The organism is Parviterribacter multiflagellatus (assembly GCF_056863265.1).
The window spans coordinates 580,105-604,658 of record NZ_JBXPIZ010000002.1; the positions used below are offsets into that span (position 1 = coordinate 580,105).

A 24,554-nucleotide genomic window follows, 5' to 3' on the forward strand; every position below is an offset into this window, starting at 1 on the left:
TTTCGGGGCGGACGGAGGATCGAGCGTAGCAACGGCGAAACTCGCAGTTTCGGGCGTTGCGCACAGTCAGGCGGGCGAGGTCTCCACCAGCCGCGCGACGTCCACTTCCGGTACGAGCCGCTCCACTTCCCGGGGGTCGATCAGGCCCGCGCCGAGGCGCTGCGTCGACTCCGCCCCGCAGGCCACGCCGAAGCGCAGGCACTCGTCGGGCGCCTGCCCGCCGTACCGCGCCGCGATGTAGCCGGCGAGGAACGCGTCGCCGCTGCCGACGGTCGCCACCGGCTCGCGCGGCTCGATCTTGGCGCGCATCAGCTGGGGCCCGCTCTCGGTCTGCAGGCACGCGTAGCACCCGTCCGGCGTCGTCATGATCGACTCGCGCGGCCCGAGGCGCCCCAGCTCCTTGATGGCGAAGATCGAGTCCTCCTCGTCGTTGAACTCGTGCCCGACGAGCTCCTCCGCCTCGTTGACGTTCGGCGAGATGATCGTCGGCTCCGCGCGCACGGCCTGGCGCAGCGGCTCGCCGTCGGTGTCCACGATCGTCGTCACGCCGAGCTTGCGGACCTCGCGCACGAGCGTCGCGTAGTAGTCCGGCTCGACGCCGCGCGGCAGCGACCCCGCGAACACGACGATCTCCGCCCCGCGCGCCAGGTAGACGAGCTTGTCCATGAACAGCTCGAGCTCGCGGGGCCCGACCTCCGGCCCGCGCTCGTTGATCTCGGTCTGCTCCCCCGACGTCGGGTCGAGCACCGCGGTGTTCGTGCGCGACTCCTCGCGGATGCGCACGAAGTCGTTGAGGATCGACTCGTCGGTGAGCGCCTCGACGATGCGCGTGCCCGTCGGCCCGCCCGCGAACCCGGTGGCGATCACGGGCTGGTCGAGCGACTTGAGCGTGCGGGCGATGTTGACGCCCTTGCCGCCGGCCATCGTCGTCTGCTCGACGGTGCGGTGGCGCCGCCCGAGCCGGAAGTTCGGCACCGAGAGCGTCTTGTCGATCGCCGCGTTGAGCGTGACCGTGATGATCATGCTCGCGACCCCGTTCTCCGCACGACCCGCCGTCGCAGCAGCACGAGCAGGACAGTACAGACAACGAGCACCACCACGAGCAGGACCGTCTGGCCCTGGCCAGCGACGTGCTTCAGGCGCGTCGCCAGGCCCGCCTCCTCGACCGCGTCGGCGGTCACGAGCGGCGACGTCGCGACGACCTTGCCGTCCACGACAACCTGCACGCGGCCCATGCGCGTGCCCGCGGTGAGCGGGCCGTCGACCTCGGTCGGGGCGCCGATCACCCGCAGCCGCGCCTTCTTGCCGCGCTTGAGCACGCGGGTGACGCCGCGCCCGGCGACCAGCCGCACCTGCTCGTCGCGGTACTTCAGGTCGGCCCGCGCCAGCGTCTGGCCGGTCTTCAGCAGCGTCGTCTTGCGGTACCGCGACAGGCCGTAGCGCAGCAGCTCCAGCGACTCCTCGTCGCGCGCCGCCTCGCTCGGCGTCCCGAGCACCGCGCTGATCACCGTCACGCCGTTGCGCGTGGCCGAGCCGACGAGCACGTAGCCCGCGCGGTTCGTGCGCCCCGTCTTGACGCCGTCGACCTCGTCGACGCGGCGCACGAGCAGGTTGCGGTTGAGGTACGTCCGCTTGCGCGAGCCGGACGTCGTCGTCGCGCGCGGCATGTCGACCGTCTTGCGGAAGAACGCGTTCTTGCGCAGCTCCCGGGTGAGCGTGACGAGGTCGCGCGCGGACGAGCGCGGCGTGCCGACGTCGAGCCCGATCGGGTTCGTGTAGCGCGTGTCCTCGAGCCCCAGCTCCTCCGCTCGCGCGTTCATCTCGCGCACGAACGCGGGGACCGAGCCGCTGATGCGCTGCGCGAGCGTGAAGGCGGCGTCGTTGGCCGAGGCGAGCAGCAGCGCGCGCAGCAGGTCGCGGACGGTCATCCGCTCCCCCGCGCGCAGGCCGCCGAGCGACTCCGCCGGGCCCGGGTGGTAATCGGCGACGGTGAGCACGTCGTCGAGCGCGACCGACTCGAGCGTGATCAGGGCCGTCATCAGCTTCGTGGTCGACGCGACCGAGCGCTGCGCCGACGGGTTCTTGGAGAACGCGACGTCGCCCGTGCTCGCCTCGATCAGGATCGCCGACGGCGCCGCGATGTCCGGGCGCGTCTGCGTCTGCGCGGACGCGGGCGTGGCCGCGACCGTCAGCGCGAGGACGGCCAGCAGGGGTGCGAGCAGCCGCGTCATCGCCGCAGGCGCAGGCGCTGTCCGACGGTGAGGCTCTGCGGGTCGACGTCCGGGTTGAGCTCCTGCAGCTCCTCGATCGACAGCCCGTTCGCCTCCGCGATCGAGCCGAGCGTGTCGCCCGACTTGACGCGGTAGGTCTTGCGTCCGGAGCCGCCGCTCGTCGTCGCGCCGGTCTCCGACCCGCCCTCCGAGCCGGACGTGTTCGACGACGCGCTGCGCTCGGCGGTCGAGGTGCTGCCCGCCGGCTGCTTGGAGCCGCTCTCGTCGTCCCCGCCCGTCGCGCCCTGCACCACGAGCAGGACCGCCAGGACGGCGGCGAGAAGCGCGAGGGGCGCCAGGAAGCGCCCGGGGGACCGGTGTCTCATCGCGGCGAGAGGATACGGGCTGGGGAGCGGCGTTCACCCGAGCGTCCAGGTCTGCTCGCGCAGACGCTCCGCTTCGGCACGTGCCGCGGCGCCCGGCGCGCCGCCGTGCTGCTCGTGCGCGCGGGCGATGGACCGGGAAGCGGTGACGAGGCCGGCCGCACGTCCGGGAGCGAACGCGGGCGCGAGGTCCTCGACCCGGCCGCCCTGCGCGCCGATGCCCGGCAGGAGGAACACCGAGCGGGGCATCAGCTCGCGTGCGCGCGCGAGATGCGCGGGCTCGGTCGCGCCGACGACCGCCCCGACGTCGCTCAGGTCGCCGTCGCCGGCGCCCGTGCGGTCCACGAGCCGCGCGACGTGCTCCCACAGCGCGCCGCCGTCCGCCAGCTCCACGTCCTCCACGTCCACCGCGCCGGGGTTCGACGTGCGGACGAGGACGAACAGCCCGCGGCCGGTGGCCACGAACGGGGCGAGCGCGTCGCCGCCCATGTACGGGTTGACGGTGAGCGCGTCGGCGTCCACCGAGGTGACGTCGCCGAACGGCGTCGGCGCTGAGCCCAGGAACGCCTGGGCGTACGCGGCGGCGGTGACGTCGATGTCGCCGCGCTTGCCGTCGGCGATCACCAGCAGCCCGGCGTGGCGCGCCGCGCGCGCCACCCGCTCGAGGGCGGCCCAGCCGGGAGGGCCGAGCCGCTCGAAGCAGGCGACCTGCGGCTTGATCGCGACGCACGCCGGACCGGCGGCTTCGATCAGCGCGAGGCACTGGGCGGCGACGACCGCCGCCGCCTTCTCCGCGGGCGTCCCGTGGGACGGCGCCGCGGCGAGCACCTCGGGCCAGACCCGATTGGGATCGGGATCGAGCCCGAGGACGACCTGCGACTCGCGCTGGGCGACCAGCGCGGCCAGGCGATCCGCGAAGCGGGCCGGCCGCGCCTCGGTCATGGGCGGCTCAGCCCTTGACGGCCGACTTCAGCTGCGCGCCGGCGGAGAACTTCGGGACCTTCGAGGCGGCGATCTGGATCTTCTCGCCCGTCGCCGGGTTGACGCCCTGGCGGGCGGAGCGCTCGGACACCGAGAACTTGCCGAAGCCGGAGAAGGTGACGTCGGAACCACGCGACAGCGTGTCGGTGATGGTCTCGAGCGACGCGTCGACGGCGGCGGCGGCGTCCTTGCGGCTGAGGCCGGAGCGCTGGGCCACCTGGTCGATGAACTCGTTCTTGGTCACTGGGGGTCCTTCCTTAGAGGGGACGGGTGAAAGCGGCGGGCGAAGCTACCAGCGGCGCCGGATGACCCGGCGCCGCCGGTCAAAGCCTCGGTCGCCGGCTCAGCCGTTGAGCTTGCCCTTGAGCGCGCTCGCGGCGGAGAACTTCGCGGCCTTCGACGCGGCGATCTGGATCTTCTCGCCGGTCGCCGGGTTCACACCCTGACGGGCCGCCCGGTCGGAGACGCTGAACTTGCCGAAGCCCGAGACGGACACCTCGCCACCGTTGGCGAGCTCATCCGCGATCGTCTCGAAGACGGCCTCGACGGCGTTCTTGGCCGCCGAGTTGTCGACCCCTGCACGAGAGGCGACCTGCTGGGCGAGTTCGGTCTTGTTCATAACGAGGTCCTCCCCTTCTTGGAAACGGAGGGCACCTTAGCCCGTTCAGGCGGCGGAACGCCGCGAAGCCCGCTTGAATACTGGCCGTGCCGCTCTCTCGCATCGCCTGGTCGGTCACCGTCGCCGTGTGCGTCCTGACCGCGATCCTCCTGCTCCTGTCGGACTACCACGGCTACGCCGCGCTCGCCGCGGCGATCGGCTGCTCGGCCGCGATCAACCTCCGTTGAGGCCGCCGGATTCGGCGCGTCCACCGGCGGATTCCGGCTCCGTGTGGACGATCACGTCGCTCAGATCCGGGCAGCGCTCGCGCACCGCGTGCTCGATCTCCCCTGCCCTCCGGTGGGCGCTTGGGAGCGGCTGCTCGGCCGGCAGGAGCACCGTGATGAGGGCCACGCGGCCCCGTTCGGCGTCGCGGAAGCTCACCTGCAGGGCGTCGCGGCCGGTGTAGCGGCGGACGACCTCCTCGATCGCCTGCGCCTCGACGCGGGTGTCGTCGTGGGACGGGCTCGACGCCCAGTCCGTGCGCGACAGCGGCTCGATGTGGGTGTGGATCGTGCGCAGCTCCGGCACGTCGCGGCGGATCGTCTCCTCCAGCTGCTCGACCACCGCGTGGGCGTCGCCGAGGCTGCGGTCGCGGGGCAGCTTGACGTGGAGCGAGAGCTCGGGCTCGCCCTCGACCTGCATGACGCGGACGTTGTGGACCTCGCGGACGTCGGGGACGCTCAGCGCGGCGATGGTCGCGCGCTCGCGCAGGTCGCCGGCCTCGTGGGCCGGGCGCGGCTCGACGTGGACGAGCACGTCGGCGTTCGGCAGCTCCTGGCGGACGGCCTCCTCGATGTTGTCGGCGGTCGTGTGGGCCTGGGCGAGCTGGGCGTCCGCCTCGACCTGCACGACGAGGTCGACGAAGTCGCGGCCAGCGGCGTGTCTGAGCCGGATGCGGCGGACGTCGACGGGCTGGTGGGCGAGCGCCTTCGTGATCGCCTCGGTGGCCTCGCCGGAGCTGCGGTCCATGAGGACGTCGACCGACTGGCTGGCGAGCCGCGTGGCCGCGACGAGGACGACGAGCGCGACGACGATGGCGGCGATCGCGTCGGCCTTCGGCTCCCCCAGCGCGACGAAGACCAGGCCGATGACGACGGCGCTGCTGCCGAGCAGATCTGACCCGAAATGCAGGGCGTTCGAGGTGAGCGCAGGGCTGTTGTGGCGCTTGGCGCCGCGGTAGCTGGCGATCGTGCGGGCGGCGTCGACCACGATCACGAGCCCCAGGATGGCGAACGTCCACCATTCGGCGCTGACCTCGTGATGGGCGTCCGTTGCGAGGCGGTCGATGGCCTGGTAGCCGAGGAAGCCCGAGACGAGCATCAGGAACGTCGACTCGCCCAGCGCGGCGAGGTGCTCGGCCTTGCCGTGGCCGTAGTTGTGGGTGTCGTCCGCGGGGCGCGCGGCGATGCGGACGGCGAACAGCGTGAGGAGCGCGGCGACGAGGTCGGTGCCGCTGTGCGCGGCCTCGGCGACGAGCGCGAGGGAGCCGCTGGCGAGGCCGGCGCCGAGCTTCAGCGCGACGAGGAAGATCGCCGCGCCGACGCTGATCAGCGCGATGCGGCGCTGGGCCGCGCCGGGCTTCTCGTGCGCGCCGGCGCTCATCCCCCGAGGCGCTCCAGGAGGGCTCGGGCGGCCTTGCCGCGGTGGCTGATCGCGTCCTTCTGGCGCGGCTCGATCTCCGCCATGGTCCGCGTGGGGAACTCGTCGGGGACGAACGCGGGGTCGTAGCCGAAGCCGTTCGTGCCGCGGGGGGAGTGCGTGAGCGTGCCCTCGCAGCGGCCCTCCACGACCCAGCTCTCGCCCTCCGGCGTCGCGTACGCGATGGCGCAGACGTACGCGACGCGAGAGCCCTCCGGCGCCTCGCGGAGGAGCTTCTGGAGGTTCTCCTCGTCCGTCGCGTCCTCCCCTGCGAAGCGGGCGCTCCTGACGCCCGGCGCGCCGTTCAGCGCCTCGGCGGCGATGCCGCTGTCGTCGCCGATCGCGGGGGTGCCGGTCTGCTGCGCGGCGGCGCGCGCCTTGCCCAGGGCGTTCTCGGCGAACGTCGTGCCGGTCTCGGGCGGGAGCGTGACGTCGTCCGGGAGCGCGATGACGGTGTGCGGCGCGAGGAGCTGGTCGAACTCGCGCGCCTTGTGGGCGTTGCGGGTGGCGAGGACGAGGCTCATCGCGCCTTGCTCTCCGCCACCGCCGCGTCCTGCAGCGCGCGCAGCTCGTCGATGCCGTGGGCCGCGAGCTCGAGGAGGTCGTCGAGGGACGCGCGCTGGAGCGGCGTGCGCTCCCCCGTCGCCTGCACCTCGACGAGGCCGCCGTCGCCGGTCATGACGACGTTCGCGTCGACCTCGGCGCTCGAGTCCTCGCGGTAGTCGAGGTCGAGCAGCGCGGTGCCGTCGACCATCCCGGTCGAGACCGCCGCGATCTGCCCGGTGAGCGCCGTTTGCAGGCCTTTCGCGTGCAGCGCCGTCGCGAGCGCGACGTACCCACCGGTGATGGACGCGCACCGCGTGCCGCCGTCGGCGGTGAGGACGTCGCAGTCGATCCACACCGTCCGCTCCCCGAGCGCCTTGAAGTCGACGGCCTGCCTGAGCGAGCGCCCGATCAGCCGCTGGATCTCGACCGTCCGGCCGTCCTGCTTGCCGCGCGTCGCGTCGCGCTGCTTGCGCGTGTTGGTGGACGCGGGGAGCATCCCGTACTCGGCGGTCACCCACCCCGTGCCGCGCCCCTCCATCCACCGCGGGACGCTGTCCTCGATCGTCGCGGTGCAGATCACGCGCGTCTCCCCCTGGCTGATGAGCGCGCTCCCCGTGGCGGTGGGAACGAAGCCGGTCTGGATGGTCGTCGGGCGCAGGTCCGCGGGGGACCGGTCGTAGGAGCGGGCCATGGCGAGCCATGTTCGCACCCGCGCGCCAGAGCGCCCGGCTGACCGCCACCAGCAGGGCGCTTGCTCAGTCTCCGTAGTGCGGATCGCACCGCGCGACGCGGGCCCGGCGACGGTCGGTCGAACTTGCAAACGCGCATGCGTATCGAAGAGGGTCCCAGCGTGCGGATGCGGTGGAGGGACAGAAAGGAGGAAGACCGACACGCGGACGCTCCGTGGCGCGAGGGCCTGTTCGACGAGATGCAGCTGGCACGGCTGGAGCAACTCGCGCGTCTCGGGATGCGGATCTCCCGGCCGTGGACGGGGCTGATGCTCGGCGCGACCCTGCTAAGCGCCTTCAACGTGAAGCTCAGCGCCGAGGGGGACGTGTCAGCGAGCTTCGGCCTCTCGTCGCTGAGCGCGGTGTTCGCGGCGCTCGTGTGGCTGCCCGCCCTGCTCCGCATCCTCGCTCTGGCCGGTGGCGTCGTGAAGACGCCGGCGGGCGAGGCCACGATCACCGGCCTCAGCACGCTCCTGGACCCCCTTCCGCCGGACCAGCAACGGGAGACGATCCAGCCCCTCATCAGCGCGTTGTCGGCACCGCAGGTGCTGGTCGACCGCAAGGTCCGCGAGCAGTCGCGGCAATGGAAGCGCGAGCTCGAGCTGCGTCTCGCCACAGTAACGCCGCGGCATGTCGGCATTCGCGAGACCCTCGCTGAACATGCTCGCCGTTACGAGCAGATGCGCGCGACTGAGCCGCCGGGCGACCGCCGAACCCGGATGATGACGACGCTCACCGCCGAGGCCCGAGCCGCTGCGCGGCTCACACCGCCCTCGAACGCCGACCTTCGCAACATGCTCGTCAACGGAAGCGTGGGAGAACGCGTCGTCGCGCTCGCGATCATCCAGGACCGGCCGGACGGCCGTCTGCTCGATCTGCTCCTCGACGCAATCACGAGGTCAAAGTCCGCGTTCGAGCAGTACCAAGCCCTGGCTGCGGTGCACGAGACCCTGCCGCACCTCTCCCGAGAAGAGCGGGACAAGGCTAGGCGAGAGATCCTCGCTGCCTGTGAGGACGACGATCGCGACATCAACGGGGACGCGAGCCGGAAGCTCTTGGTTGACGCGATCCTGTACGAGATCGCGCGTTAGCGACACGGAACGACGACCGCCCGCGGCGCGCGGGTGCGCGGCGCGGGCGGTGGTCGGTGGCGGCGGCGGGCGCCGCGCCGCTAGCTGGCCTTGACGTTGTTGATGGTGTTCTTGATCTTGTTGAAGATCGTCGTGCCGAGGTCGAAGTCGCCGGCGGCGCTGATCACGGCCGCGAACAGCGCGGCGACCATCAGGACGAGCGCGACGTACTCCACCGTCCCCTGCCCGCGCTCCGAGCGGAGGCGCGCGAGGGCGGCGTAGGTGGTCGCGTGGATGTGACCGAAGAGGCGGTACGGCATGGGAGGAACCTCCAGCAGGTGACGTTGCGGGAGGGATGCTGCGCGGGAGGGTGTGCCGGATCGACACGCGAACGTGACGGAAGATGCGCGGCTTTGCGGCGGAATTCGCGCGGTGGCGGGACCGAGAGGGTGGTCCGCTGGCACGACTAGACTCGTCGCGATGCCACGCATCCCCCGACGGCGGAAGCAGGTCTGGGAGGAGCCGCCGGCTGCGGAGCAGGCCGACTCGGCTGCCCTGCCGCAGCCCGGTTCCGCGGACCAGACGACCACGCAGCTCTCGACCGGCGACCCGCTCGCCGCGGCCGCCCCTGGCGGAGATGCGCCGGCAGCCGGCGACGACACCGTGCAGACCGACCCCGTCGCCGCGGCGGAGAGCCGCGCGCGCGAGGGAGACGCGCCGACCGTGGGCGGCGACCCGACGGGCGCGGCCGGCGACGCCAGCGCGACCAGCGCAGGCGGCGACACGACGACGCCGGGCGCGGGCGGCGACCAGGCGACCGCGCCGATGCCGATCGTGCCGCAGGAGGCGCCCGGGCCGGTGCAGCAGATCGCGGTCGGCGGCGAGGCGCCGACGGTCGTGCAGCCGGGTGCCGAGGGTCAGGCGCCGCAGCCGGTGGTCGAGGGGGCGACGGGCGCGGCGGTGGCCGGGGCGGTCGCTCCTCCCGCCGCGGGCTCGGCTCCCACGCCGGAGGCGGAGGCCGAGGCGCAGGAGGCCGCCGCGCAGGAGCAGGCACCAGAGGACGCGCGGCCCGGGTTCCGCGACCGCACGCGCATGCGGCGCCGCCTGCGCTACCTCAAGCGCCTGCGCGAGCTCGCGTTCCGCGACCTCGGCGGCCTCGTGTTCGACCTCCACAAGTTCGGACGTCAGCGGCCCGACCTCGTGGCCGGCAAGCTCCAGGCGCTGGCCGGGATCGACCACGAGCTGCGCACGCTCGAGACCGCGCTGCGCGAGCGCACCGACTTCACCGACGTCCGCGAGGCCGGCATCGCCGCCTGCCCGCGCTGCGGAACGCTCCACGACACGGACGCGAACTTCTGCCCCGGCTGCGGCACGAGCCTGCGCAGCGCGATCGTGCGGGATGCGAGCCCGGTCACCGTGATCGCCGCCGACGAGGCGAGCGTCACCCCCGCCGAGGCCGCGAAGCCGGGCGCGACGCCCACCGCTGCGACGCCGGACACGCCGGGCACGAGCACGACGACCACGAGCGAGCCTCCGACGACGTGAGCGGGACCGCCCCGCCCGAGCAGCCGCCGCCGGCCCCGCCGGAGGGCACGATCCGCTGCGCCCGCTGCGGCGCGGACGTGCCGCCCGACCGCGACTGGTGCCTGGAGTGCGGCCTCGCGGCGCGCACGCGGGTCGCCCCCACGCCGCGGTGGAAGGTCCCGCTCTACGGGGCCGCGATCGTCGCCGTGCTGGCCCTCGCGGCGCTCGCGGTCGCGTTCGTCGACCTGACGAAGGACGACCCGAAGCCGCCGCCCACGCAGACCACGCCGACCGTTCCCCCGAACCCGTCGAACGCCGCGCCCGGCCTGTCCGGCCCGACGCCGCAGACGACCACGCCGCCGGCCGGCGCGGAGGCTCCCGCGGATGGCGCAGCGACCACGCCTGGGGGCGCGGCAACTCCGGGCGCGGGCGCGGCGACCACGCCGGGCGGCGCGGAGGCTCCCGCGGATGGCGCAGCGACGACGCCGGGCGCGGCGACGACTCCGGGCGCGGGCGGCACGACGACGCCGGGCAGCACGCCGGGCGCCGGCGCCACGACGCCTGGCGCGGGCACCACGACGCCGTAGGGCGCTAGGAGAGCGACGCGACGGTCGGCCAGCGGTCCGCGAGCCGCTGCGCCGCCTGCACCGCCAGCGGGTGGACCTCCAGCCGGGGATCCGCCTCCGGCGCCTCGTCCGCGCCGAGCACCTCCAGCACCCGCACGACCGACCGCGCCAGCGCGTCCACGTCGTAGCCGCCCTCCAGCACCAGCCCCAACGGCACGTCGAGCGACTCCGCCAACCGCCGCATCGACCCCGCCATCGCCGCGAAGCCGTCGTCGGTTACGCGGCAGGTCGCGAGCGGGTCGTCGAGATGCCCGTCGAAGCCGGCGCTCACCAGCACGAGCTGCGGCGCGTACGCGCGCGCGAGCGAGACGACCACGTGCTCCACCAGCGAGCACCACGTCTCGTCGCCCGACCGCCCGGGCACCGGGACGTTGACCGTGTAGCCCGTCCCCGGCCCGATCCCGACGTCCGACGCCGGCCCGGTCCCCGGGTACAGCGGTGACTCATGGATCGAGACGAACAGGACGTCGTCGCGCGCGTGGAAGATGTCGTTCGTCCCGTTGCCGTGGTGGACGTCCCAGTCCAGGATCAGGACCCGCGACAACCCGTGCTCCCGCAGCGCCCGCTGCGCGGCGATCGCGACGTTGTTGAAGAAGCAGAAGCCCATCGCCCGCCCCGCCTCGGCGTGGTGGCCCGGTGGCCGGTGGAGCGAGGCGGCCACGCGCGGCGCCGGCGTGACGACGCCGCCGGGCCACGTGCCATCGGAGAGACCCGCGGCCCCGAACAGCCGGTCGACCATCCGCGCCGCGCCGCCCGCCGCGTGGCAGGCCGCGCGCCAGGTGCCCTCCGACGCGATCGTGTCGGGATCGAGCGCGCCGCCGCCAGCCCACATGAACCGCTCGAGCTCCGTGACGTGGGCGGCGGGATGCACGGACTCGAGCAGCGAGCGGTCGGCCGCGGGCGACGACTCGCGCTCCCACCCGAGCCATCCGCGCTCCTCCAGCGCCCGTTCGATGGCGACCAGGCGCATGGCGCGCTCGGGGTGCACGCCCGTGTCGTGCTCCAGCGATGAGGGGTGGGACAGCAGGACGCCCGGTGGCACGAGGGCTACGGTACCCCGCCATGACCCACTTCGACGTCGACGCCGACGTCACCGTGGTCGGCGCCGGCGGCGCCGGCCTCCTCACCGCGCTGACCGCCGCCGAGCTCGGCGGCCGGGTCGCGCTGGTCTCCGCGACGCCCCTCGCGCAGACCGCGAGCTACTGGGCGCAGGGCGGCATCGCCGCCGCGCTCGCCGCCGACGACACCCCCGCCGAGCACCTGACCGACACCGAGAACGCCGGCCGCGGCCTGACGCGCCGCAGCGCCGCGCAGGTGCTGGTCGACGAGGCGCCGCAGGCCGTGCGCCGCCTCGTCGAGCTCGGCGTCCGCTTCGACGCGGACCGCCGCGGCAACCTCGCGCTCGGCCTCGAAGGCGGGCACACCAAGCGCCGCGTCGTCCACGCGGGTGGGAGCGCGACCGGCCGCCGCGTCGTGCGCGACCTGTCCGCCCTGGTCGTCGAGCACGCGAACATCACCGTGCTGGAGGGCGCCCGCGCCGCGGACCTGTGGATCGACCGCGACGAGCAGCGGTGCGTCGGCGTCCTGCTCGAGGACGGGCGGGCGATCCGGGCCAAGGCGACGATCATCACCGCCGGCGGCGCCGCGGCCCTGTGGTCGCGCACGACCAACCCGCCGGGATCGATCGGCGCCGGGATGCTCCTCGCGCACCGCGCGGGCGCGCAGCTGGCGGACCTCGAGTTCCTCCAGTTCCACCCGACCGCCGTCACCGGCGTCCACCGCCGCGAGGGCTTCCTGGTCACCGAGGCGATCCGCGGCGAGGGCGCGACGCTGCACGGGCCCGACGGCGAGCGGTTCGTGGAGGAGCTGGCGCCGCGCGACGAGGTGGCGCTGGCGATCTTCCGCAAGCTCCAGGAGACCGGCGCGAAGAGCGTCGGGCTCGACATGCGCCACGTCGACCCCGACCTGTTCCCCAACGTCGTCGAGACGCTGCGCAAGTCGGGCCTCGACCCGGCGACGGAGCTCATCCCGGTGTCCCCCGCCGCCCACTACATGATGGGCGGCATCGTCACCGACCTGCACGGGCGGTCGACGCTGCCGGGCCTCTACGCCGTCGGCGAGTCGGCATGCACGGGCCTGCACGGGGCGAACCGGCTGGCCTCGAACTCGCTGAGCGAGTGCTTCGTGTTCGGCGCCCGCGCCGCCCGCGCCGGCCTCGACGAGCCGGCGGTGGGCGCGACCGTTCCGCCCGCCGCGAACCCCGCGCCCGCGCCCGCCGAATCCACCCGCGAAGCGCTCTGGCGGCACGCGGGCCTCGAGCGGACACGCGCCGGTCTGGAGGCGCTGGCCGCCGATCCGCACCCGCTCGCGCGGCTGATCGCGACGGCGGCGCTCACCCGCGAGGAGTCGCGTGGAGCCCATCGCCGCAGCGATTTTCCAGGAATGAGTGCATCGCTGGACGGGCATCACTCCGTCATCCGGCCGGACGGAACCGTGGTGCTGGAGAACTGGGACTGAACGCCGCCGTTCGTGTCTTAACGCGAACTCAACAAACCCGGCGTTCCAAAGTCAAGCGACAGCGGGAAAGGGGACTGTCGCCTGACGACCTACAGGAGGGACCTAGGGTCACATGTTCCAGTTCAGCCGGGCGATCTACCGAGAGCTCTCAACCGACATCTTGCCTGAGGCATGCCTGCCGGGTCGCAGTTCTCATGAGCACGTCCTGAGCGCCTGTGAGCAGACGATGGAGCGTCTCGCCACGGACCGCCACTACTTCGCGCGCCCTGCGCGCACGCTCTTCAACGACATCCGCTTCTGCTTCCCGATGTCGGCGCAGCTGAAGGTCTGGCAGACCGTCAGCCGCTACGTCGCCGCAGCAGAGGCGCACCTCGACAGCCTGCCGAAGGCCGGCTGCGACGCGAACGGGAACCCGCTGCAGTGCCGCGCGACCACGCGCAAGGGCACGCCGTGCCAGCGCGACCCGCTCCCCCACAACGGGTACTGCCCGTCGCACCAGCACCTCGCCGAGACCGAGGACGCCGAGATCGGCCCGGTCGCCGAGGTCGCTGAGCTGGTCGCCGCCTAGCCACACCCCAGGGTCGTTCGAAGCGGCGCGCCGGGAGCCTGACGCGCCGCTTCGCTACAACCTGACGCCATGCTGCTCGGCGTCGACGTCGGGGGAACGTTCACCGACGCCGTGCTCGTGGCGGACGGTCGCGTCGTCACGGCCAAGGCGCCGTCGACCCCGCGCGACCAGTCGATCGGCGTGCTCGACGCGGTGCGGGCCGTGCTGGAGCGTACCGGCCGCGACGCCGGCGAGGTCGACGTCTTCGCGCACGGGATGACCGTCGCGACGAACGCGCTGCTGGAGGGCGACGCGGCACGAACGGTGTTCGTCGCGACCGCCGGCTTCACCGACGTGGTCGAGCTGGCCCGCCAGGCGCGGCGCGACCTCTACCGGCTGTGCGCCGCGCATCCCGCGCCGCTCGCGCCGCCCTCGCGCCGGGTCGGCGTGGACGAGCGGATGGGGCCGGAGGGCGTCGTGCGGGAGCTGACGGACGCGGCCGCCGCGGCGGTCGCGCGGGAGGTCGCCGCGCTGGAGCCCGAGGCCGTCGCGGTCTGCCTGCTGCACGCCGACCGGTTCCCCGCGCACGAGCGGCGCGTCGGCGAGGCGCTGGCGCGGGAGCTGCCCGACGTGCACGTCTCGCTCTCGCACGACGTCGTCGGGACGTTCCGCGAGTACGAGCGCGCGGCCACCACCGAGGTCGACGCGGCGCTCTCCCCCCTCCTGCGGCGCTACCTGCGGCGGCTGCGCGAGCGGTGCGCGGAGGCCGGGCTGCCCGCGCCGGCGATCATGCAGTCCAGCGGCGGGCTGGCGGAGCTCGAGCTGGCGGCCTCGCACGCGGCGCTGACCGTGTTGAGCGGGCCCGCGGGCGGCGCGGCGGCCGCGGCGCTGATCGCCGAGCGCACGGGCACGCCGAACCTCCTGTGCTTCGACATGGGCGGCACGTCGTGCGACGTGTGCGTCGTGGAGGACGGCACGGTGCGCGAGGCCGCCGGCCGGCGCGTGGGCGGGCGCCCGCTCGCGCTGCCGATGGTCGACATCCACACGGTCGGCGCGGGCGGCGGCTCGATCGCCTGGCGCGACCCGGGCGGCGCGCTGCGCGTGGGCCCGCGGAGCGCCGGCGCCGACCCCGGCCCTGCCTGCTACGGCCGCGGCGGGACGGAGCCCACGGTGACCGACGCGAACCTCGTCCTCGGCCTGCTCGACGGCGCGCTGAGCGGCGTGGAGCTCGACGCGGATGCGGCGCGGCGGGCGCTGGACGGGCTCGGGCTCGGCGAGGACGCGGCCGCCGGGGTGATCCGGGTCGCGAACGCCGAGATGGTGCGCGCGCTGCGGGTGATGACGGTCGAGCGCGGCCTCGACCCGCGCGACTTCGCGCTGCTCGCGTTCGGCGGCGCGGGCGGCCTGCACGCGGCGGCGATCGCGGAGGAGCTGGGCATCACGACGATCGTCTGCCCGCGGGCGAGCGGGGTGCTCTCGGCGCTCGGGCTCGCGGCGGCCGACCGGCGCGTGGACGTGCAGCGGACGGTCCTCGGCACGGACGACTTCGACGCGGCGGGGCTGGAGCGCGAGGCGCGTGAGCGGCTCGGGGGTGGCGACGAGGTCGAGGTCGGCGTCCGGTACGACTGCCGCTACCGGGGCCAGTCGTTCGAGCTGACGGTCGACGCGCCGGAGGACTTCCCGCGCGTGCACGAGGAGCGCTACGGCTTCCGGCCCGAGGACGGCGAGGTGGAGGTCGTGACCGTGCGCGTGACGGCACGCGTGCCCGCTCCCCCGGTCGACCTGGCGGCCGAGGACACGGCGGCCCCACGGCGCGAGACGCGCGCGACGGTGCTCGACGAGGAGACGTCGATCCTGCGCGGCGAGCTGCCGCCGGGGGCGCGCGTCGAGGGGCCCGCGGTGTGCGCGCTGCCCGAGGCGACGCTGGCGGTCCCGCGCGGCTGGGCGGGCGCGGTCGACGACGACGGGACGGTGGTGCTCCATCGACGCGGTTGAGCTGCAGGTCGCGACCGGGGCGCTGCGCGCCGCGTGCGAGGAGATGGGCGCCGTGCTCGTGCGGGCGGCGCACTCGGCGAACATCAAGGAGCGGCGCGACTGCTCGACCGCGCTGTTCGACCCGGCCGGGCAGATGGTCATGCAGGCCGAGCACATCCCGGTCCACCTCGGCGCGATGCCGGCGGCGGTCGCGGCGGTGCTCGACGGCCCGCACGAGGACGGCGTGTCCTGGATCCTCAACGACCCGTTCGCGGGCGGCACGCACCTCCCCGACATCACGGTGGTCACGCCGGTGTTCGTGGAGGAGCGTCTGATCGGCTTCGCCGCGTCGCGCGCGCACCACGCCGACGTCGGCGGGCGCGTGCCGGGCTCGATGCCGGCGGACTCGACGACGCTGGAGGAGGAGGGCGTCGTGATCGCGCCGTCGCGGATGACGCCCGAGCTGGTCGAGGAGCTGGTCGCGCAGATGCGCCAGCCCGCGCAGCGCCGGGCGGACCTGCGGGCGCAGCTGGCCGCGAACCGGATCGGCGCGCGCCGGCTGGAGGAGCTGGCGGCGCGCATGGGGCCGGACGCGCTGGCGGCGGCGACGGCCGAGGTGCTCGACTACGCCGAGCGCCGCACGCGCGCGCAGCTCGCGGCGATGGACGACGGCGTGCGGGAGGCCGTCGACGCGCTGGAGGCGCGCGAGGGGGACCTGCAGCTGCGGCTGCGCGCGGAGGTCCGCGGCGACGAGCTGCTCCTCGACTTCACCGGCAGCGCCGCCCAGCACGGCGGCAACCTCAACGCGCCGCTCGCGGTCACGCGCAGCGCCTGCCTGTTCGCCCTGCGCGTCCTCACCGACCCCGACATCCCGGCGAGCGCGGGCGCCGAGCGGCCCTTGACGGTGATCGCGCCGGAGGGTTCGATCCTCAACGCGCGCTCCCCCGCCGCGGTCGTCGGCGGCAACGTCGAGACGTCGTCGCGGGTCGCCGACCTCGTGCTGCAGGCGTTCGGCCGCGCGCTCGGGCAGGGCACGATGAACAACCTGACGCTCGGCTCCGACGCGTTCACCTACTACGAGACGCTCGGCGGCGGCCAGGGCGCGTGCCCGAACGCCGACGGCCCGAGCGGCGTCCACGTGGCGATGAGCAACACGCTCAACACGCCGGTCGAGGCGCTGGAGCTCGAGTTCCCGGTCCGCGTCGTCGAGTACGGGCTGCGGCGCGGGAGCGGCGGCGACGGGCGCTTCCGCGGCGGCGACGGGATCGTGCGCGAGCTCGAGGCGCTCGCCCCGATGACCTACTCGCTCATCACCGAGCGCCGCCGCCACACCCCGCCCGGTGCGGACGGCGGAGGCGACGGCGCGCGCGGCCGCAACCTCCTCGACGGCGCCGAGCTGCCGCCCAAGGCCACCGGCGACCTGCGGCCCGGCCAGCGGCTGCGGATCGAGACGCCGGGCGGCGGCGGCCACGGCACGCCGCCGCGTAAGGGGTAAGGGGTCGACCGGCGGGCGGGGCCTTACTCGCCGCTGACGTCGACCGTCACGCGTCCCGGCCAGGGTGCGAGGTACCCGGCGATGGGCTTCGCGTCCTCCTCGGACGGCGCCTCGTAGACCCAGAACGCGTCGTCGGCCCCGGGGGCGCTGAAGTACGTCGCGTCCCCCTTGAACGGGCAGTAGGACGTGGTCTGCGAGGGCTCCAGGAGCTCCAGCCGCACGTCCTCACGGGGCAGGTAGTAGCGGGTCGGCAGGCCTGTCTCCTCCAGCGCCAGCGGGCGGCTGGACTCCGCCAGGAGCGTGCCGTCGGGGCCCGTCACCCGGACGGTCCTCGACGACGGGGCGACGCTGATGCGGTGCGCGCCGACGGCGTGTGCGGCCTTCTTCGCGGTCTCCGAGAGGCTCATGACGTCAGGGTACGAGGGCCGCGCGGGCCAGAGTAAGGGGTCGGAACCCCTTACGCGCTCCGACTGCCCGATGTGCGACCCCACCCCTTAGGCGCAGCATGCTGGCCATGAACCCGCTCCTCCCCCACATGACCGAGCTCGCCCGCCAGGACGAGCTGCGCCTCGCCAGCCAGCGCTTCTCTCGCCTTCGTCACCGCCGTCTCCTTCCCAGGCGGTGACGAGACGGGATACTGGTGGCGTGGCTCAGCGCGTCACCAGCACCCGTTTCGTCGGCCGCGAGAGCGAGCTGAACGACCTCCTCTCGCTGCTCGACAGCGCCCGTGAGGGCAAATCGCACCTCGCGTTCGTCACCGGCGAGTCGGGCCTCGGCAAGACCCGGCTCGTCGACGAGCTCGCCGTCCGCGCGCGCCAGGCGGGCGCGCGCGTGATGAGCGGCGAGTGCGTCGAGCTCGGCGAGAGCGAGCTGCCGTACGCCCCGATCGTCAGCGCGCTGCGCCCGCTCGTGCGCTCGCGCGACCCGGTGCTCGACCAGCTCGGCTCCGCCCGGGCTGAGCTGGCGCAGCTCGTCCCCGAGCTGGGCGACACCGCCGTCCCGATGTCCGATCTGGCCGCGTCCGGCGCGGGGACGCCCTCCCCCCAGGCGCGGCTCTTCGAGGCGCTGCTCTCCCTCCTCGACCGGCTCAGCAGCGAGCAGCCGGTCGTGCTGATCCTCGAGGACGCGCACTGGGCCGACCGCTCCACCCGCGACTTCCTCGTCTTCCTCTCCCGCGCGCTGTGCCGCGAGCGCGTCCTCGTCGTCGTCACCTACCGCAGCGACGAGCTGCACCGCCGCCACCCCATGCGGCCCGTGATGGCCGAGCTGGAGCGCACCGAGCGCGCGGTCCCGATCCGGCTGGAGCCGTTCACGCGCGCGGAGCTCGTCGCGCAGCTGGAGGACATCGTCGGTGCCGCCCCGGACCCCGCGCTGGTCGACCGGCTGCTCGCCCGCAGCCAGGGCAACCCGCTGTACGTCGAGGAGCTCGTCGCCGCCGGGCGCGAGGGCCGCGGCGAGATCCCGCCGACGCTGCGCGACGCGCTGATGCTGCGCGTCGAGGCGCTGTCGCAGGACGCGCAGGAGCTGCTGCAGGTCGTCGCCGCCGGCCAGCGCGTCGACCACGGGCTGCTGCGCGCGGTGAGCGGGCTCGACGGCCGGCCGCTGCGCGACGCGCTCCGCGAGGCGGTCGGGCAGCAGCTGCTCGAGGTCGACGAGGAAGGGCGCTACACGTTCCGCCACGCCCTGCTGCGCGAGGCCGTCCACGACGACCTCCTCCCCGGCGAGCACGCCGAGCTGCACGCCGACCTCGCCGAGGAGCTGGAGCGGCTCGCGGGCGAGAGCACGTCGGTGGCGACGCGGACCGAGATCGCCCACCACTGGATCGCGGCGGGCGACCGCGAGCGCGCGATGGGCGCGTGCGTCCGCGCGGCCAAGGCCGCCGAGCAGGTGCACGCGAACGGCGAGGCCGCCTCGATGCTCGAGCGCGCGCTGGAGCTGTGGGAGCGCCTGCCCGATCCCGAGTCGATCGCCTGCGCCGACCACGTCGACCTGCTGCACCGGACCGCCGTCGCGCACGGGCGCGCGGAGGACCACAACCGGGCGCGGACGCTGCTGCGCCGCGCGCTGGACGAGATCGACCGGGACGCCGACCCGCGCCGCGCCGCGATCCTGCTGGAGCGCATGGGCAAGGCGCAGTGGCAGCTGGGCAAGAGCGACGAGGCGCTCGACGCCTACAGCAAGGCGCTCGCGCTGCTGCCCGAGAGCGAGCCGTGCGAGGAGCGCGCGACCGTGCTCGCGTCGCTCGGCGGCGCGTTCATGCTCGCCGGGCGCTACGACGAGGGCGCGGAGCGGTGCCGCGAGGCGATCGTCGTCGCCCGGGCGGTGGGCGCGCGGGGCGCCGAGGCGCACGCGCTCAACACGCTCGGCGTCTGCCTGGCGTCGATGGGCGACGTCACCGGCGGCGAGGAGGCGCTGCGCGGGGCGCTGGCGCTCGCGAAGGAGAACGGCCGGCGCGAGGCGGTGGTGCGCGCGTACACGAACCTCGCGGACGTCCTCTACCTGTCCGGCCACGCCCGCAAGGCGCGCGACCTGTCGTACGAGGGCCTGCGGGCGGTCGACGACAAGACCGAGTGCCGCTGGCTGGCGCTCCAGCTCGTCGACATGGAGTTCCACCTGGGCAACTGGGACGTCGCGGAGCGGCTCGCGGACGACAACGCGCCCTCGCGCGGCGGGCTGATCCGCGTGCTCTACCTGCTCGGCAAGGCGCCGATCGTGCTCGGCCGCGGCGACCACCACGCCGCGATCGCGCTGCTGGAAGAGGCGAAGGAGCTGGCGCAGCGGTCGATCGAGCCGCAGTGGCACGGGCCGATCGCCGCGCTGCTCGCCCAGGCCTACCGGCGCGAGCGCCGCTACGACGACGCGCGCGCCGCGGTCGAGGAGGGGCTGCGCCGGGTGCCGCCCGGCCGCAACCTGGACCGGCTGCGCATCGCGCGGATCGCGTCCGCGGGCGTGGCCGTCGAGGCCGACCGGGCCGAGCACTCGCGCGACCTGGGCCGGTCGGTGGAGGCCGAGGAGGCGGTCGCGCTCGCGCGCGAGCTGCTGCAGGTCGGCCGCCAGGCGGTGAGCGAGACGACCGCCGAGACGCGCCCCGCCGCGGCCGCGCACCTGGCCGACGCCGAGGCGAACGCGCTGCGCGCCGAGGGCCGGCCCGACCCGGAGGCCTACGCCGCGGCGGCCGCGCAGTGGGACGCGCTGGAGCGCCCGTACACCGCGGCGCTCGCCCGTCGCCGGCAGGCCCTGACGCTCGCCGACGCCGGCGACCGCGAGGGCGCGGCCGCCGCCTGCGCCGCCGCACGTGCCGGGGCCGAGCGCGTGGGCGCGCGCTGGCTGGTCGAGGAGCTCGACGTGCTCGCCCGCCGCGCGCGGCTGCCGATCGCCGAGGGCGTCGAGGCCGACACCGAGGCGGAGGCCGACACGGAGCAGGACGCGGCGGAGGAGCTGGGCCTCACCCCGCGCGAACGCGAGGTCCTCGAGCTGCTCGCGCAGGGCCGCACGAACCGCGAGATCGGCGAGACGCTCTACATGGCCGAGAAGACCGCGTCCGTCCACGTCTCGCGCATCCTCGCCAAGCTCGAGGTCCGCACGCGGACCGAGGCGGCGGCCGTGGCGCTGCGGCTCGGCCTGGCCGCGTGACGCACCCGCCGTACTGTGGCGGGCGATGAACGTCGCCTTCCTCGGCCTGGGGATCATGGGGTCCCGCATGGCCGCGAACCTGCGAGACGCCGGCCACGAGCTCGTGGTCTGGAACCGGACGCGTGCCAAGGCCGAGCCGCTCGGCGTCCCGATCGCCGACACGCCGCGCGAGGCCGCGCGGGACGCGGAGGTCGTCATCTCGATGGTCGTCGACGGGCCGCAGGTCGAGCAGGTGCTGCTCGACGAGGCCACCGGCGCGGCAGCGGGCGCGCGGCCCGGGACGCTGTTCGTCGACATGTCGACGATCTCGCCCCAGACGGCGCGCGCGATCGCCGCGCGGCTCGCGGAGGGCGGCTTCGGCTTCCTCGACGCGCCGGTCACCGGCTCCTCCCCCGCGGCGGAGGCCGGGACGCTGACGATCATGGCAGGAGGCTCCCACGAGGAGTTCGCGCGCGCCGAGCCGCTGTTCGAGGCGATGGGCCAGCTGTGGCTCCACGTCGGCGCGACGGGCCAGGGCCAGATGCTGAAGTTGGTGAACAACGCGGTCGCGGCCATCAACGCGGTGACGCTCGCGCAGGCGCTGACCGTCGCCAAGGGCACCGGCGTCGACCTCGACGCGCTCGTCCAGGTCATGGCCGCGGGTTCCGGCGGGTCGAAGATGCTCGACCTGAAGGCGGGCCCCATGATCGCCCATGACTACGCGACGCTCTTCAAGACGGCGCACATGCTGAAGGACGTCCGGTACGTCCTCGAGGAGGGTCAGGCGGCCGGCGTGCCCTTCCCCGCGGCGGCGTTCGCCCGCGAGATCCTGAGCGGCGCGGTGGGCCGCGGACACGCCGACGACGACTTCGCAAGTGTGATCGAGGTCATACAAGGTCTCACTGGCGTTCGGATCTAAGGGTTTTCGTTTGGAATCAGCGTCTAGGTGTGCAAGGGTCGGGGTAGTCCCGTCGCGTCCTGGTTCCCGTCCGGACGCCGGGATTCTTTGTTGCACGGAACAAGTAGGCCCTGACTCTCATGCCAATCGCATTCAAGGAGTGGGCGGTCACCGTCCGCGCGCTCGCCGAAGGTGAGCAGCTGGTCACGCTCCGCAAGGGTGGAGTCCGTGAGAACGAGCGGATGTTCAAGCTCGATCACGACCGGTTCTTCCTCTACCCCACGTTCGACCACCAGCGGAACGACCTCGTACGCGAGTCGCACCGCCCGGAGCTGCGTCGAGCCCTGGAGGAAGGCGTATGGGCTGATGGGGAGCCGCCGGTCGAGGCGCTCACCCGCGACGGCGGCATCGCCCAGCCCGACCGGGTCCGCATCCGCGCGTGGGCGGAGGTCACCGCCCACGTCACGATCACGGATCCGCGGGTCGTCGACGCGCTCTCCCCGTACTACGTCTGGACGCCGGACTACGCGGAGAAGCGCCTCGCCTGGAAGCGCCGTCATCCGCTGAACGTGCTCCTGCTCCGCACGTACCGCATCCCGCGTCCGGTGACCGTCAAGGTCAAGGACGAGTACCTGGGCTGCCGGTCGTGGTGCGACATCACGCGCGACCTGCCGTTCGAGGGCACCCCGGTGCTGTCGGACGACGAGTTCGAGCGCGCCTCCGAGGAGATCCTCGCGATCATCGGCGGCGGCGAGCTCGTGCGCGAGCCCGCGTTCGCCTAGAGGGAGCGCGGCACACCTTGCCCTTCGCGGGCGCCGGCCGCGTGCTCTCCGTCGGGATCGGCGGGGGCGGTGACGTCGTCGGCGCCCTCGCGACGGCCGAGCACGCCCGGACCTTCGACGTCGACGCGGTCGTCGGCGGGCTCTCATGGGAGCGCCGGCCGATCGACCCCCTCCCCGGCCCGCGCACGCTGGCCGAGATCACCGGGGCGGAGCGGCTGAACGACGCGGTCGCGCTGGCCGACGGCGACACGCGCGGCCCTGGCGGGCTGCAGTTCGCCGAGACCCACATGGCCGCGCATCTGGGCGAGCGGACGGTGCTCGTCGACCCCACGCCCGGCCCGCGGGTCGTGGCCGCGGGCCTCGCGGACGCGGCGGCGAAGCTCGAGTGCGACACGATCGCGCTCGTGGACGTCGGGGGCGACGTGCTCGCCCACGGCGACGAGCCGGGGCTGGCGAGCCCGCTGGCCGATGCGATCCTGCTCGCCGCCGCCAAGCACCTGGTGCGCGACACGAACCTGCGCGTGGTGCTCGGCGTCTTCGGCGCCGGGTGCGACGGGGAGCTGACGGTCGCCGAGGTGCTGGAGCGGCTGTCCGAGGTCGCCGGCCGCGGCGGCTGGATCGGCACGCACGGGCTGACGCCGCGCGCGGTGACCAAGCTCGAGGAGGCGGTGGCGCAGGTTCCGACCGAGGCGAGCGCGATGGCGCTGCGCTGCGCGCGCGGCCACACCGGCACGACGACGATCCGCCGCGGCCGCCGCGCCGTCGAGCTGTCGCCGGTTGCGGCGCTGACGTTCTACCTCGATCCTCTGGTCGCGATGGCGACGGCGGCGCATCTGGCGGACGCGGTGGTCGACGCGCCCAGCCTGCGCGACGCCAACGCGATCCTGCACCGGCTCGGGGTGCGCAGCGAGCTCGACTATGAGCTGGAGGCGGCGCGAGGCTGAGCGGCGATGGGCTGGGAGGAGACCCTCTCGGACCACTTCGCCGCCCGCCACGCGGAGGACGACCTGCGCGACGCGCGCGCGGTGCTCGGCGTGCTGGAGGACATGCGCGCCCGGCTGGAGGACTTCCTCCCGGCGGACGCGCTGCCGGGGCACGAGGTGTCGGTCGTCCTCCACGGCTCCCCCGCGCAGCTGCACTTCGCCCAGCCGACGATGCCGCTCGCGGTGCACCGGACGGCCCCGGCCGGGCGGCGCTACGTCGGCGGCCGGACGGTCGGCGGCGACACGATCCACATGCTCACGCCGCGCCTGCTGCGCACGCGCGCGACCGGCGTGGACGGCTCCCACGAGCTGCTGCGGCTCGTCCCCGCCGCGCTGTACGGGCGGATCGTGGTGACGACGCTCAACCCGCGCATCGCCGGGTGGCGCGGGCGCCGCTGGACCTGGCTCGGGGTAGGAACCGCGGAGTGGCTCGCCGGCCGCACCCGCCACGCGCGCGGGGCGATCGGCCGGCGGCTGCACGAGGGCGAGCCGCCCAGCTTCCCGCCCGCGCCCGCCGACGCGCTCCTGCTCGGCGGGACGGTCGTCGACCTTCTCGCACGGGAAGAGGGGTTCGAGGCCGTGATCGACCTCGTCCGGCGCGCCGCGGTCGACGAGAAGCGGCCGAGCCAGGCGCTGCGCGCGGCGTTCCACGGGCGCCCGCTCCACCAGACCGAGGGCACGTGGCGCGCCGGCCTGGCGAAGACGCGCGAGCGGGCGCCGGGCTAGGCCGCGTCGGCCGCCCGGCCGGCGGCCTGGTCGGCGGCCTGGAGCGCCTCGACGCCGCCGCGGAGGAAGACCAGCGCCTCGTCGAGGATCGTGAGCGGGTCGTCGGTGTCGGCGTGGTTGTTGCCGATCGTGTGGAGCGCGGCGGCCGCGGCGGCCGCGACCATCTGCGCGCGCAGGTCGTCCGGCGCCGACCCGAGGTCGGCGGCGACGGCCTCCGCGAGCACCGCGGTGAACTGCGCGTGGTGGTGGCTGTCGCGGGCCGCGATCGTCGGCGTGTTCGCGATCAGATCCCGCCGGCACTCCTTCCACTTCTGGTCCATCGCGCCGCTGGCGACGACCTCGGCGATGAAGCCGCGCACCGCGTCCATCGCCGTCACGCCCGCGGGCCGGTCGGCGAGCAGCGCGGTGCGGAAGTCCTCGAACCGCTCCGTGATGTCCGCGAACACGACGTCCTCCTTCGCCGGGAAGTAGGCGAAGAACGTGCGCGGCGCGATGTCGGCCTCGGCCGCGATGTCCGCGATCGTCGTGTGGTCGAAGCCCCTGTCGGCGAACAGCCGCATCGCTGCGTCGATGATCGCCTCTCGCGTGCGCTGCTTCTTGCGCTCGCGAAGACCCTCCGTCATGACCTGATTGTAGGCACTCGGTGCAAAGTC

General features: G+C 74.3%; 26 protein-coding genes. 13 read left to right on the top strand and 13 right to left on the bottom strand.

Annotated elements, in window-relative coordinates; translation table 11 throughout:
- Window positions 1-66: 66 nt before the first annotated feature.
- The 6 genes from AC1UE5_RS06410 to AC1UE5_RS06435 form a co-directional block, all read right to left on the bottom strand.
- The gene (locus AC1UE5_RS06410) at window positions 67-1,023 is read right to left on the bottom strand and encodes a 1-phosphofructokinase family hexose kinase (RefSeq protein WP_482921293.1); all 957 of its coding nucleotides are present in this window, start codon (window positions 1,021-1,023) and stop codon (window positions 67-69) included.
- Entirely contained in the window at window positions 1,020-2,231 is a 1,212-nt protein-coding gene (locus AC1UE5_RS06415; protein WP_482921295.1) for a D-alanyl-D-alanine carboxypeptidase family protein, read from the bottom strand. Before AC1UE5_RS06415 ends, AC1UE5_RS06410 begins: the two co-directional genes overlap by 4 nt.
- Window positions 2,228-2,596: a LysM peptidoglycan-binding domain-containing protein gene (locus AC1UE5_RS06420; RefSeq protein WP_482921297.1), complete on the bottom strand. Its 369-nt coding sequence runs from the start codon at window positions 2,594-2,596 to the stop codon at window positions 2,228-2,230. Before AC1UE5_RS06420 ends, AC1UE5_RS06415 begins: the two co-directional genes overlap by 4 nt.
- Before the next feature lie 33 nt (window positions 2,597-2,629).
- Window positions 2,630-3,535, bottom strand: coding sequence for an orotidine-5'-phosphate decarboxylase (gene pyrF / locus AC1UE5_RS06425; RefSeq protein ID WP_482921299.1), 906 nt, complete (start codon window positions 3,533-3,535; stop codon window positions 2,630-2,632).
- 7 nt (window positions 3,536-3,542) lie between these two features.
- On the bottom strand, window positions 3,543-3,818 hold the full coding sequence (locus AC1UE5_RS06430) for an HU family DNA-binding protein (RefSeq protein ID WP_482921301.1): 276 nt from the start codon (window positions 3,816-3,818) through the stop codon (window positions 3,543-3,545).
- Window positions 3,819-3,917: 99 nt separating this feature from the next.
- Entirely contained in the window at window positions 3,918-4,193 is a 276-nt protein-coding gene (locus AC1UE5_RS06435) for an HU family DNA-binding protein (protein WP_482921303.1), read from the bottom strand.
- 86 nt (window positions 4,194-4,279) lie between these two features.
- Here AC1UE5_RS06435 and AC1UE5_RS06440 point away from each other — a divergent pair, with 86 nt between their 5' ends.
- Window positions 4,280-4,420, top strand: a complete 141-nt coding sequence (locus AC1UE5_RS06440) for a hypothetical protein (protein ID WP_482921305.1) — start codon at window positions 4,280-4,282, stop codon at window positions 4,418-4,420.
- Here the strand turns inward: AC1UE5_RS06440 and AC1UE5_RS06445 are convergent.
- From AC1UE5_RS06445 to rph, 3 genes are read right to left on the bottom strand one after another with little or no spacing between them, the layout of a single operon-like run.
- Window positions 4,407-5,837 carry a cation diffusion facilitator family transporter gene (locus tag AC1UE5_RS06445; RefSeq protein ID WP_482921307.1) on the bottom strand — a complete coding sequence of 477 codons (1,431 nt, stop codon included), beginning with the start codon at window positions 5,835-5,837 and terminating at the stop codon, window positions 4,407-4,409. The genes AC1UE5_RS06440 and AC1UE5_RS06445 overlap by 14 nt on opposite strands.
- Entirely contained in the window at window positions 5,834-6,397 is a 564-nt protein-coding gene (gene rdgB, locus AC1UE5_RS06450) for an RdgB/HAM1 family non-canonical purine NTP pyrophosphatase (RefSeq protein ID WP_482921309.1), read from the bottom strand. The genes AC1UE5_RS06445 and rdgB overlap by 4 nt, the downstream gene beginning before the upstream one ends.
- On the bottom strand, window positions 6,394-7,110 hold the full coding sequence (gene rph, locus AC1UE5_RS06455; protein ID WP_482921311.1) for a ribonuclease PH: 717 nt from the start codon (window positions 7,108-7,110) through the stop codon (window positions 6,394-6,396). Before rph ends, rdgB begins: the two co-directional genes overlap by 4 nt.
- 135 nt (window positions 7,111-7,245) lie before the next feature.
- Here rph and AC1UE5_RS06460 point away from each other — a divergent pair, with 135 nt between their 5' ends.
- A complete protein-coding gene (locus AC1UE5_RS06460; RefSeq protein ID WP_482921313.1) occupies window positions 7,246-8,238 on the top strand; it encodes a hypothetical protein in 993 nt (330 codons plus the stop codon).
- An 80-nt stretch (window positions 8,239-8,318) separates the two neighbouring features.
- On the opposite strand, the gene AC1UE5_RS06465 is transcribed toward AC1UE5_RS06460, so the two are convergent.
- A complete protein-coding gene (locus AC1UE5_RS06465) occupies window positions 8,319-8,537 on the bottom strand; it encodes a hypothetical protein (RefSeq protein WP_482921315.1) in 219 nt (72 codons plus the stop codon).
- Between the two features lie 160 nt (window positions 8,538-8,697).
- On the opposite strand from AC1UE5_RS06465, the gene AC1UE5_RS06470 reads away from it, so the two are divergent.
- Window positions 8,698-9,762, top strand: a complete 1,065-nt coding sequence (locus AC1UE5_RS06470; RefSeq protein ID WP_482921317.1) for a zinc ribbon domain-containing protein — start codon at window positions 8,698-8,700, stop codon at window positions 9,760-9,762.
- Window positions 9,759-10,328, top strand: a complete 570-nt coding sequence (locus AC1UE5_RS06475; RefSeq protein WP_482921319.1) for a hypothetical protein — start codon at window positions 9,759-9,761, stop codon at window positions 10,326-10,328. Before AC1UE5_RS06470 ends, AC1UE5_RS06475 begins: the two co-directional genes overlap by 4 nt.
- 4 nt (window positions 10,329-10,332) lie before the next feature.
- Here the strand turns inward: AC1UE5_RS06475 and AC1UE5_RS06480 are convergent, their stop codons facing one another.
- Window positions 10,333-11,409, bottom strand: coding sequence for a histone deacetylase family protein (locus AC1UE5_RS06480; protein ID WP_482921321.1), 1,077 nt, complete (start codon window positions 11,407-11,409; stop codon window positions 10,333-10,335).
- 20 nt (window positions 11,410-11,429) lie between these two features.
- Between AC1UE5_RS06480 and AC1UE5_RS06485 the strand changes: the two genes are divergently transcribed.
- The 4 genes from AC1UE5_RS06485 (at window position 11,430) to AC1UE5_RS06500 (ending at window position 16,900) form a co-directional block, all read left to right on the top strand.
- Entirely contained in the window at window positions 11,430-12,884 is a 1,455-nt protein-coding gene (locus AC1UE5_RS06485; RefSeq protein WP_482921323.1) for an L-aspartate oxidase, read from the top strand.
- Between the two features lie 226 nt (window positions 12,885-13,110).
- Window positions 13,111-13,452 (top strand): DUF5763 domain-containing protein, encoded by a 342-nt coding sequence (locus tag AC1UE5_RS06490; protein WP_482921325.1) that lies wholly within the window; start codon window positions 13,111-13,113, stop codon window positions 13,450-13,452.
- A gap of 69 nt (window positions 13,453-13,521) precedes the next feature.
- The gene (locus tag AC1UE5_RS06495; RefSeq protein ID WP_482921326.1) at window positions 13,522-15,426 is read left to right on the top strand and encodes a hydantoinase/oxoprolinase family protein; all 1,905 of its coding nucleotides are present in this window, start codon (window positions 13,522-13,524) and stop codon (window positions 15,424-15,426) included.
- Window positions 15,427-15,469: 43 nt separating this feature from the next.
- Window positions 15,470-16,900 (top strand): hydantoinase B/oxoprolinase family protein, encoded by a 1,431-nt coding sequence (locus tag AC1UE5_RS06500; RefSeq protein ID WP_482921328.1) that lies wholly within the window; start codon window positions 15,470-15,472, stop codon window positions 16,898-16,900.
- Between the two features lie 23 nt (window positions 16,901-16,923).
- Here the strand turns inward: AC1UE5_RS06500 and AC1UE5_RS06505 are convergent, their stop codons facing one another.
- Window positions 16,924-17,307, bottom strand: a complete 384-nt coding sequence (locus AC1UE5_RS06505; protein WP_482921330.1) for a DUF427 domain-containing protein — start codon at window positions 17,305-17,307, stop codon at window positions 16,924-16,926.
- Between the two features lie 238 nt (window positions 17,308-17,545).
- Here AC1UE5_RS06505 and AC1UE5_RS06510 point away from each other — a divergent pair, with 238 nt between their 5' ends.
- The 5 genes from AC1UE5_RS06510 (at window position 17,546) to AC1UE5_RS06530 (ending at window position 23,901) form a co-directional block, all read left to right on the top strand.
- Window positions 17,546-20,533, top strand: coding sequence for a helix-turn-helix transcriptional regulator (locus tag AC1UE5_RS06510; protein WP_482921332.1), 2,988 nt, complete (start codon window positions 17,546-17,548; stop codon window positions 20,531-20,533).
- Window positions 20,534-20,558: 25 nt separating this feature from the next.
- Window positions 20,559-21,431: an NAD(P)-dependent oxidoreductase gene (locus AC1UE5_RS06515; protein ID WP_482921334.1), complete on the top strand. Its 873-nt coding sequence runs from the start codon at window positions 20,559-20,561 to the stop codon at window positions 21,429-21,431.
- A gap of 119 nt (window positions 21,432-21,550) precedes the next feature.
- The gene (locus tag AC1UE5_RS06520; protein WP_482921335.1) at window positions 21,551-22,192 is read left to right on the top strand and encodes a DUF1802 family protein; all 642 of its coding nucleotides are present in this window, start codon (window positions 21,551-21,553) and stop codon (window positions 22,190-22,192) included.
- Between the two features lie 17 nt (window positions 22,193-22,209).
- Window positions 22,210-23,136 (top strand): DUF1152 domain-containing protein, encoded by a 927-nt coding sequence (locus AC1UE5_RS06525; protein WP_482921337.1) that lies wholly within the window; start codon window positions 22,210-22,212, stop codon window positions 23,134-23,136.
- A 6-nt stretch (window positions 23,137-23,142) separates the two neighbouring features.
- On the top strand, window positions 23,143-23,901 hold the full coding sequence (locus tag AC1UE5_RS06530; protein ID WP_482921339.1) for a hypothetical protein: 759 nt from the start codon (window positions 23,143-23,145) through the stop codon (window positions 23,899-23,901).
- Here AC1UE5_RS06530 and AC1UE5_RS06535 read toward each other — a convergent pair.
- Window positions 23,898-24,524 carry a TetR family transcriptional regulator gene (locus AC1UE5_RS06535; protein ID WP_482921341.1) on the bottom strand — a complete coding sequence of 209 codons (627 nt, stop codon included), beginning with the start codon at window positions 24,522-24,524 and terminating at the stop codon, window positions 23,898-23,900. The two genes, AC1UE5_RS06530 and AC1UE5_RS06535, sit on opposite strands and share 4 nt — an antisense overlap.
- Window positions 24,525-24,554 lie beyond the last annotated feature (30 nt).

What these genes read in the sequence shown, in the direction of transcription:
- AC1UE5_RS06535 (WP_482921341.1), bottom strand. Translation starts at nt 24,524, where the DNA reads ATGACGGAGGGTCTTCGCGAGCGCAAGAAGCAGCGCACGCGAGAGGCG.
- AC1UE5_RS06520 (WP_482921335.1), top strand. Translation starts at nt 21,551, where the DNA reads ATGCCAATCGCATTCAAGGAGTGGGCGGTCACCGTCCGCGCGCTCGCC.
- AC1UE5_RS06410 (WP_482921293.1), bottom strand. Translation starts at nt 1,023, where the DNA reads ATGATCATCACGGTCACGCTCAACGCGGCGATCGACAAGACGCTCTCG.
- rph (WP_482921311.1), bottom strand. Translation starts at nt 7,110, where the DNA reads ATGGCCCGCTCCTACGACCGGTCCCCCGCGGACCTGCGCCCGACGACC.
- AC1UE5_RS06470 (WP_482921317.1), top strand. Translation starts at nt 8,698, where the DNA reads ATGCCACGCATCCCCCGACGGCGGAAGCAGGTCTGGGAGGAGCCGCCG.
- AC1UE5_RS06490 (WP_482921325.1), top strand. Translation starts at nt 13,111, where the DNA reads ATGGAGCGTCTCGCCACGGACCGCCACTACTTCGCGCGCCCTGCGCGC.
- AC1UE5_RS06515 (WP_482921334.1), top strand. Translation starts at nt 20,559, where the DNA reads ATGAACGTCGCCTTCCTCGGCCTGGGGATCATGGGGTCCCGCATGGCC.
- AC1UE5_RS06465 (WP_482921315.1), bottom strand. Translation starts at nt 8,537, where the DNA reads ATGCCGTACCGCCTCTTCGGTCACATCCACGCGACCACCTACGCCGCC.
- pyrF (WP_482921299.1), bottom strand. Translation starts at nt 3,535, where the DNA reads ATGACCGAGGCGCGGCCGGCCCGCTTCGCGGATCGCCTGGCCGCGCTG.
- AC1UE5_RS06500 (WP_482921328.1), top strand. Translation starts at nt 15,470, where the DNA reads ATGGGCGCCGTGCTCGTGCGGGCGGCGCACTCGGCGAACATCAAGGAG.
- AC1UE5_RS06420 (WP_482921297.1), bottom strand. Translation starts at nt 2,596, where the DNA reads ATGAGACACCGGTCCCCCGGGCGCTTCCTGGCGCCCCTCGCGCTTCTC.
- AC1UE5_RS06415 (WP_482921295.1), bottom strand. Translation starts at nt 2,231, where the DNA reads ATGACGCGGCTGCTCGCACCCCTGCTGGCCGTCCTCGCGCTGACGGTC.
- AC1UE5_RS06530 (WP_482921339.1), top strand. Translation starts at nt 23,143, where the DNA reads ATGGGCTGGGAGGAGACCCTCTCGGACCACTTCGCCGCCCGCCACGCG.
- rdgB (WP_482921309.1), bottom strand. Translation starts at nt 6,397, where the DNA reads ATGAGCCTCGTCCTCGCCACCCGCAACGCCCACAAGGCGCGCGAGTTC.
- AC1UE5_RS06505 (WP_482921330.1), bottom strand. Translation starts at nt 17,307, where the DNA reads ATGAGCCTCTCGGAGACCGCGAAGAAGGCCGCACACGCCGTCGGCGCG.
- AC1UE5_RS06495 (WP_482921326.1), top strand. Translation starts at nt 13,522, where the DNA reads ATGCTGCTCGGCGTCGACGTCGGGGGAACGTTCACCGACGCCGTGCTC.
- AC1UE5_RS06485 (WP_482921323.1), top strand. Translation starts at nt 11,430, where the DNA reads ATGACCCACTTCGACGTCGACGCCGACGTCACCGTGGTCGGCGCCGGC.
- AC1UE5_RS06460 (WP_482921313.1), top strand. Translation starts at nt 7,246, where the DNA reads ATGCGTATCGAAGAGGGTCCCAGCGTGCGGATGCGGTGGAGGGACAGA.
- AC1UE5_RS06435 (WP_482921303.1), bottom strand. Translation starts at nt 4,193, where the DNA reads ATGAACAAGACCGAACTCGCCCAGCAGGTCGCCTCTCGTGCAGGGGTC.
- AC1UE5_RS06445 (WP_482921307.1), bottom strand. Translation starts at nt 5,837, where the DNA reads ATGAGCGCCGGCGCGCACGAGAAGCCCGGCGCGGCCCAGCGCCGCATC.